The following is an 8,433-nucleotide window of genomic DNA, read 5'->3' on the forward strand; positions in this document are numbered from 1 at the left end:
CTATATACTGCATTTTAAAGACTACTAGGGACAAGTTTGTTTACTTATAATACCCAAGAAAATAAAAAACTAAAGGTCATCTTTGCGGCGGGTCCTTATGGTATAAGGGGGTATGTTTGTATTGGATTTCGGAGTTTGAAATTTAAGTTACTTAGTTGGTCAAATTATAGAAATTGTTGCCCCTCTTGTAGGTGTTAACCAAATCGTATTTACAACCCATATCGTCACGAAGGTTACACTACTTATGGACGTGTCAAAACCGGATCTTATAAAAATTAAAGTCATCGACTAAGTAATTTATTAGAACCGGTGAGACTTAACCCACGCCAATTGTGTTGAACAGAATAAAAAAGAGAACTTAGTTAGTATAATTTTAAGAAATGAATCTCATAAAAGTAAATTTTAAGAAGAATGCCTGCAAGCGGGTTATAGATCAACGGAACGTTAAAGGCTGACCAAGTAGGGACAAAACTTTTCACGTTGCTGAAACAGTCACACGAAGAATCGTCAATATCCGGCCGGTACTCGAAAAGGAAACGAAGATCGTACACGTTATGGACGAAATTGAGCAAGCGCGTTTTAAAGAGCGAGTTTGAGACGTTTTTAACGGTCGTTCGGACGGTAACGGGAAGGACAACGACACCAATTTAGATTTCGAAGCCAATTTCTATATTTAGGCTGCGGTTCTAGTAAATTGAGTACTTCTCATACTTTTTCTAGTAACTGTCTTGCAGGGGTAGCTAGTTCGAAGGTTTGTTATTAATGTAGTTAAACTGCAGCAAAGCGGACTACATAGTTAAGTCGAGAAAACCCGGATAGGAAACTAGGTCTCGGTTAAAGTCATTAGAGTGAAAGTTATACGGTTAATGCACGCAATCGTATAAAAAAGTAACGAAGTTAAACGTATGGATTGCATACAACCAGTACACAACTTTGAGATCGACTTTTTAGTGGAGTATAGGTCTCGTTCTTTATTTACCTTTTACTATTTAAACTTTTACAAACACCATGACGATAATCTTCACAAGGACAGTGAAAATTTTTATTATACTTTTTGATAGAGTACCCTTTGTCCAGCGTTAGTCGGGACCTTTTTAAAAATCTAAGCTTACATATTTTATCTGAAACTTACGGAGAATTTCACTATCCAAATACCTCGTTTTAATCTCCTTAGTAAAGAGTCGTTGAGAAAGTATTACTATTATGGATAGTGAAATCGACGCGGTAATTAAAGGTTCTGAAATGGATGTGGTGAAAAGCCCTTATAAAAAATACTTTTAATTTATAATACAGACGAAAAGTGTCATTAGTCTGGATTACCAAGAAAACACCATTCCTTAACTATCAGGGACGGGAAATCAGATGAAAATGTTAATTATCTGGATGGAAGTGATAGTGCCTACATTTCCCCCCATTCAGTCCTATGCATCCGTTTATCCTGAAAAATTTAAAATTGGGGAGACATTGGGTATGACCTATTCTCAAAGTTACAAAAAAATACATAAAAAATAACAGATTTTTAGTTAGAATAAAGACTTCAATTTACTATCGGAGAAAATGGAATAAAACACGAAGTTTATCTTGAAATAGAAAACAATAGACGTTTGAGCATTTTACGTGGCTAAAAAACCATTTTGATTGCAGATGACGGACTAGTAGTTTACATTAACGGTTTCATGAGTACGGTAAGGAGGTTTTTTTAAGGAATACACGTTAATTATTAGTAGATTCAAACGGATTAGGTACTGAGGATTTTGGGTTACTACTTGTTTCATAAAAAAAATTTATTAGTCTGTCATAAAAGTGCCTATTACTCAAAATAGTTTGGATTTGTTTATTACTCCATATAAACGAGCGACAATCGGCTGATGAACGGATTGCCACAAGCATCCTAGATCTAGAGGGCAATAATAAACTATAAAGAGTTATTATAGAAGTTATCTAAGCTAGTCTCCTACCCGAAACCTTACTTTGTTAGCTATCCAATCTAGGCGCGTGCTGAAACATGGAACCATTCCGAGCATCGTGGATTTTGGTCCATTATCGTTGCAGAGTTTTTGTTTCTCTTAACCCTACTCATCTCGGCAATTATAAGGTGTTGTCTAGGAAGGTTTCCATAATAGTCCGCAGAGAACAAAATTGAGCAGTTTATTAGGAAATTAGAGTAGCTTGAGAAAAAAGGGACCTAAAAAAACGCTACCCAACCATCAATTATGAAATAGGTAGTGAGGCTACCGAAAAGACGATTTGACACGATCTCTTAACTTAAGTAGTTACAAGTGTCTTCTTATTCGAAGCCGTTAGTTTCAAACATTAAGAGAAAGTTTTGCCAGTTGGAAGTTGACTTTAAAATTCATTAACCCAAAGTAAAAATTCCGAACGTTAAGCGATTTTTGAACTAGCGCGACTCCCAAAAATTTCCCAAGGAGGTTAGAGTTCTAAGAAACGGGATATCAAAAATTATGACCCACGGGGTACTGAGTAAAAGGAAGCCGATTTAGTTATCGTTTTTAAAATGAAATACGTTTATAGTATCAGTTAAAATAACGCATAGATTTAAACATGTTAGAGAAATTGCTTAGCGGAGTGGAAGTTATTTATCAACCGGTGGAACATACCTTTCTCATAGGTATTGGTCTAGTGGGTGAAATTCACTTAAGGATAGATTTGGTGACCTTATAAAAAATCCTTGTTACGCCCATAGTTATGGAAGGTCTAATTACTCTTTTTTTGACTATAGGGTAACAACTGGTAGTACCTATAATTAGTGTCTTCGAGATCGAAAGGAATAAAGTAGTTGTTAACGAAGTTGGTTTCATAAAAATAGTGATGTTTTCATCCACTAAACGTAAGGATGAAACTCAACCGCGAATTACCGTAGCAAAGAAAGTCCCAGTGAGTTATCAAACCATTACCGTGTTAATTTAGCTACGTCAAGTTTGTTTCTGGTAGCGAGTTAAACGAGATTCGATCTTAATTGTAATCGGTATCAATGTGGAGTTGGACAACTAATTATGTTGCTATTTTATGTCTGGCCGATTAAAAGTAGCAAAGTGTTTATAAAAAATGTCTGTAGACAGGGCAGACCGCGTCACGAGCTTATCGTAATCGGGAAAGTAGTCAATTACGAAATCCAGCGGGCGGAAATGCAGGGACAACAAAACGTCTCAGTTCCGGACGAAATTGCGCAAGTGCTTAATTAAGTGCAAGGTAGAGTCTTTTACGTCGCGTCTATAATTTGTTATTGTAGGGGTACACTCAACTCCATAGATTTAATAAAAGTTCCCTTTGTTTAAGTTAGGGGAAAAGAAATTTAAGTAATTAGTTAAGTTGCTCGGAGTAGTACGCTGCCGCCGTGGACTTAAAAGAAAGTACGTAAGTTACAAACATCAAGGATCATAGCCTTACTAGGTACCGAAAACTCGATTTTAGGTCTAAAGAACATCGAAAAAACTACTATTTGTTTTGAAACGGAGTCCTCTGAAAAGTATCAAGGAGAAGATTGTGATCTTCATACTCGACTACCTACGTCCGATCGCAAACATTCTAATTTTTAAACAGTTACAAGATGAATACCAAGACTATGTCCTCAAGGTAAGAGTCGAACAAAATCTTAACTCACTTAGACTGACAGACATTTAAAACTAGAAAAGTACTTCTTAGAGGAAGCAGTATCCAATGCTCTTTTAAGATGAAAACTGTAGTCAATAAAAAGCCCCCCTAATGGGTTAATTGACAATCCGATAATCGTCCTGTCGATTAATTTTACCTATTTACTGGTTCACCTAACCCTTACGCTAATCATGGAGGAGGATATTTTTTATAGCGATAATGATGGTTGTATTCTGTTGACCGTTATTTAAACAATAATTAAAAATTAAATATTTATTATTTCGGATAGTTTCGATACGAATTTATTTGTGGTTCCTGTCCATTTATTGTTCTTTTTGATAAACCGTCGTAAAAATAAAGCTAAATATATCCAGTTCTTAAGTCTAAATTCCAAATTTTCGACTTTCTTAGTATTAACGATTTTATCGTCATACGATTAATAGTTTATAAATTAAAAAACGAATTTTACTAGATTTTAACTTCCAGTTATTTCGCAGGAAATAAAATAGTATTAAAGGCTTATTATGAGTGAACTTTAGAATAAGTAGGAGTTTAGTTTAATTTATAACTATCATTATGGTACTATTTATTATTTTATATTTCGAACAACAACTTCACTTAATATCAAAGATCTTTATCCTCAAATACCTGTAACGACAAATAAATCGATTTATTTTATAAAAAACCGAATTTCATATGACAAGCATCTTTAGTCTGAATTATCGTAAATATGCGAGCCCTGTAAGGGTTATAGGAGATGAGAGAAGGTGAATAATTGAAGATGATTACTTTATTGAAACTAAATTTAGGGGTTCTAAACTTTAAGAATGGGAACCATATGTATATTCGGGGACGGGAAGATGAAGACCCTGCTACAAAAAAAATTCTTATAGTTAGTTTCAGAAAGGATTATGACTAAAGTAACGTCAGGCGAGAAGTAGAAGGTAGGTCATTTCGAGCTCTATTTGAAATCAACGAAATCCTAACAGTTTTGGTTATATTCTTTTATTAAGGACTTAATGAGGTGATACACGTCATAATTGTAGGTATAACCCATGCTAAACTTCTCAAAGTACTTAGACTAACTTATCCAAAAACTTTAATTAATGTAGTCACAAATATAATACACTTTATCATTCATAATTGACACCGTAAAAAATAAAAGGATGACTTATTCAGTTTGATTGCGCTCCACTATATGACGGTATAGTTATTTCGATAATGTATCGAGATGAGATAAGACGAAAAACAACTAAATTTTAATTATGAAGAGAAGGAGTTCAACGGGAAGACAGTCATTTATATTAACTATAAATGATCGTTTATAAACAAACCGAGGTAGAGGATCGTATATAGATCAGTAAAGGAGCGAGAAAAGACACGTTTCATGTTCTGGTTAGTCCCCCAAGCAGTAGAACAAAATAAAGAATAGCTTCATTAAAATGTATGTTGACGTAAAAGGGATTTAGACGAACTCAATTAAAAGCCAAAAAATCTAGTTGTTATTGCATTGTAAATTCTTATTATACCATTTTTTGATTTAGTCGTATTTTTACTAGGGGTAGTTTTCAATTAGAGAAAACCGCAGGTTGTTTGCTCTTTGGAAAAGACCTTCTTGATCTATTCTTTATATAACACCGTAATAGTTATTTTGGTTGTTTCTTCGAATGTAAAGCCAAGGAAAAAGTACTTTAGAAATCGATATCTTGGACGAAAAAGCAATAGAATCTAAGGCGCAAGGTAACTGTACAATAAATGAGAGGCAGATTTACAAAGTGGGTTAGTCGTTTTCGAAGCAGGAGTTTAACTATTTATGGTATAAGTTGAAAACATTAATTTAAAAATAATCGGTTAGCAGAATTACGTAAAACTCAACATAAAAATAAATGTAATAAAGGTTATGGATTCCTGAGTGGTTAAAAAAAGTCCCGATTAACTGATACATTTAGTGGTTGGAGTACTCGTTAGTATCTATTCTACTAGAATAGACGTCCGTTATTACTTAAGGTGACGGAAAATTTTAAGAATAGTGATTTATGAAATAAAACCCATATAAGATTACGACGAAATGATGGGAGAAGTCCTAATGAGTTCATTATAAGATACATAGAAGACTTTTTAAGTCCACATGTAAAATCCAAAAGTTTCTGTAGATAACGAAGTAGATTCCTATTTCCTTTAAATCTTTAAAATAAATGAGAAAGGTGGTATCGATGATGTTTTAGAGATGGATCATTAAGTTTACCAAGATTCCCGCGGGTTAATATTTTACCAAGACTACGTTGTGGTTTGTAAGCGGAATTGCATCAAAGCCTTGAAGGGCGTTTATAATGAAATTATCATAGAAAAGAATGTAGATTTCGACGAGAGTTACGTACTCGTTTTACCCTCAAAAGAAGTATTCGTTCATGAACTCGAAGCAGATACTGGTTATGGTAAAATAAAAAAAAAGCTAGTATGCGCGAGTAGCGAAGGTAGTTATTGCAAGGACAATTAAAAAATCCTAGTCTGTTTAGTCGGAGATGACGTGGAAGGGGTTTAGGACCTTGGACAGGACTACGAAACTGAAAAAAATATAATTAACCGCATAAGTTCAATCGGGTATAAGAACGTTTAGGGAATCCGAGTTAGTAGAATATGTTAAGACTATGATTTCGACAACGTCCCAGATGAAGATTAAGGGTCTCTAACCATATATGTTGTTGCATAGGAAAAAAGAACCGTCGTCCTTATTTCAGAAAAAAGTTTTTGAGACAAAAGGGGTAAGATGCAGATCGTTTATCGGGCGCACGTCTGCAATTAGGATATAGTTTATTTAATTCTATAAAGAGCCGATTGTTCCCTGCGCCTATCACGGTTAGTAAACCACTGTATTAGAAGAATTTTGAAGAATTAATTAAATTCTTCATAATATATCCAGAATTCCTATTACTTGTTATGTCTCAAGAATTCTCAATAATAAACTAAATTCTTGAAAATTCTTGAAGTAATTTAATTTGTAGTATCAATTATTTTAACCCTAAAACAAATGATGTATTGGATTAAGAAGCGATTTGTTTTTAATTGTTCTCTATTCAATTTTTTGTAGCAATTAAATAGATCCAACTCTTCAATTGGTTAAATTCATCTCTTAAATGAATGGTTATTATATTGATAAAATATTACGATAGAACTTATCGAACTTCTGCAGAAAAAAGTAGATACAGATAATAAAAAAAACGGAGTCGTTACAGAAATACTAGCTTTAAACCATTACTTGATTGGGTGCTAAATTTAGCGACTTACTTAGGTAAATAACTTTAAAGTACTATGACCCAAAATTTCTTTTTAACAAAATTCTCTCCATTATATAGTCATCTATCGAGTAAGAAAACTTCTTTGGAAACTATATAGGTGTTGTGATTTAGACAATTAAGTTATGGATATGACAAAAACACCCTATATTTGTGATTAAATAGATTACCCATCAAAGATATTAGTATGCAGGGATTGCCGCAAAGGAGTTGTTGGGGAGCGAAAAAGTTTTATCGTGTTATTAGTCGTTCAAAAACGACTATAAATAACATAAGGTTAACTAATAGTTAGCACTAAAAATGCCCACTAAATCCTATTAGGAATTATATAAGAGGTTAAACCACTTCTTGTTTAACTTTTGGTTACTCTAAACCTCTCGTAAGAAATTGAACTCTAAATAATTATGTTACTATGGGTTCTAGTTTTATTAATCTAAAACGGGTTGAATTTCATAGCATCTAATTAACAACTCTAGCGAGTAGTCCATAAGAAGGATTAGCTGAATTCTCCTGTAGTGTTTGGCTATGCTTTTAGAGAAAACTGAATAGAAACAGATTTGTATAAGAACGTAGGGTACTAACAAAATTACATAGTTCTAGTTTATTCGTACGTTGAAATTGATTGTATTCTATAGAATTACCGCAGGTTATGGGGCAGGTCCATATTCGTCCTAAGTAAGGAACTAGTTTTTGGACTAGCTTCTTGCTATATTAACGTTCTAGTGCAAACAATTGAAACCTATTTAGTTTCGCATTAAATTTAAAAAAGACTTCAAATTAATTTAGACTACAATTTATCGGTTAATTAAAACATCTTTCTATAAATGGTACGTTTACTCGTTATGGTATAAAAACAAACTAAACTAAATGTCTTAAAGCCCGATCTTATAGTTTTAAACAAAACGATCAATTATCAGGCATTTTGTTTCTTGGAACTCTAAGTAATTTTTCTAGAAAGGGTCACAAGGGTGAAAGCAGATGCATCTTTTTGTAAAATCGAGTGTTTATAGGTATATTTTAATCATATCTTGTGTTTCACTTATTCATAAACTAGACTTTCCCAGATATTTTATCTATTTATCTTATACTTTAGGCTCCTAATGATAAGTTAAAGTATTTAGTCAGAAGTATATCTATTAAACCGATCCGAGATTTTAAACACAAAAACCCTGTATTGACTGAGTTACTGATTATATAGTAAACCCATGTCATACAATTCCCTCCCTCCCTCGATCGATCAACTATCTTCACAATCCATCGATGTTTTCGAAGATCGAAATAAAAGTACTTAGTACATCTAGGACTGCTTATCGTGAATCGTTACTGACCTTTCGAGATAGTGCGAGCAGAGATCTCGGTAGCAAACATAGCTGCTAAAGAACTCTTTTGGATGAATGAAAAAGTCTCGGCTTTTAGACTGTAAAACAAACGGTATCTCGTATACGAAAGCTTAAAAATAGGCTTCCCACACATAAGGCCTCGCTTTACTAGTGGTTAAGGCCGGCGTAAACTAGCGTCTAAGGCCTTT

The 8,433-nt window shown here is 33.6% G+C and carries 1 protein-coding gene; it reads left to right on the forward strand.

Going from position 1 to position 8,433, the window contains the following annotated elements; all coding sequences use genetic code 11:
- The first annotated feature begins 1,362 nt into the window (after positions 1–1,362).
- Entirely contained in the window at positions 1,363–1,512 is a 150-nt protein-coding gene (locus DGG96_RS20815) for a hypothetical protein (RefSeq protein WP_165831597.1), read from the forward strand.
- Positions 1,513–8,433: the final 6,921 nt, after the last annotated feature.

The organism is Legionella qingyii (assembly GCF_003184185.1).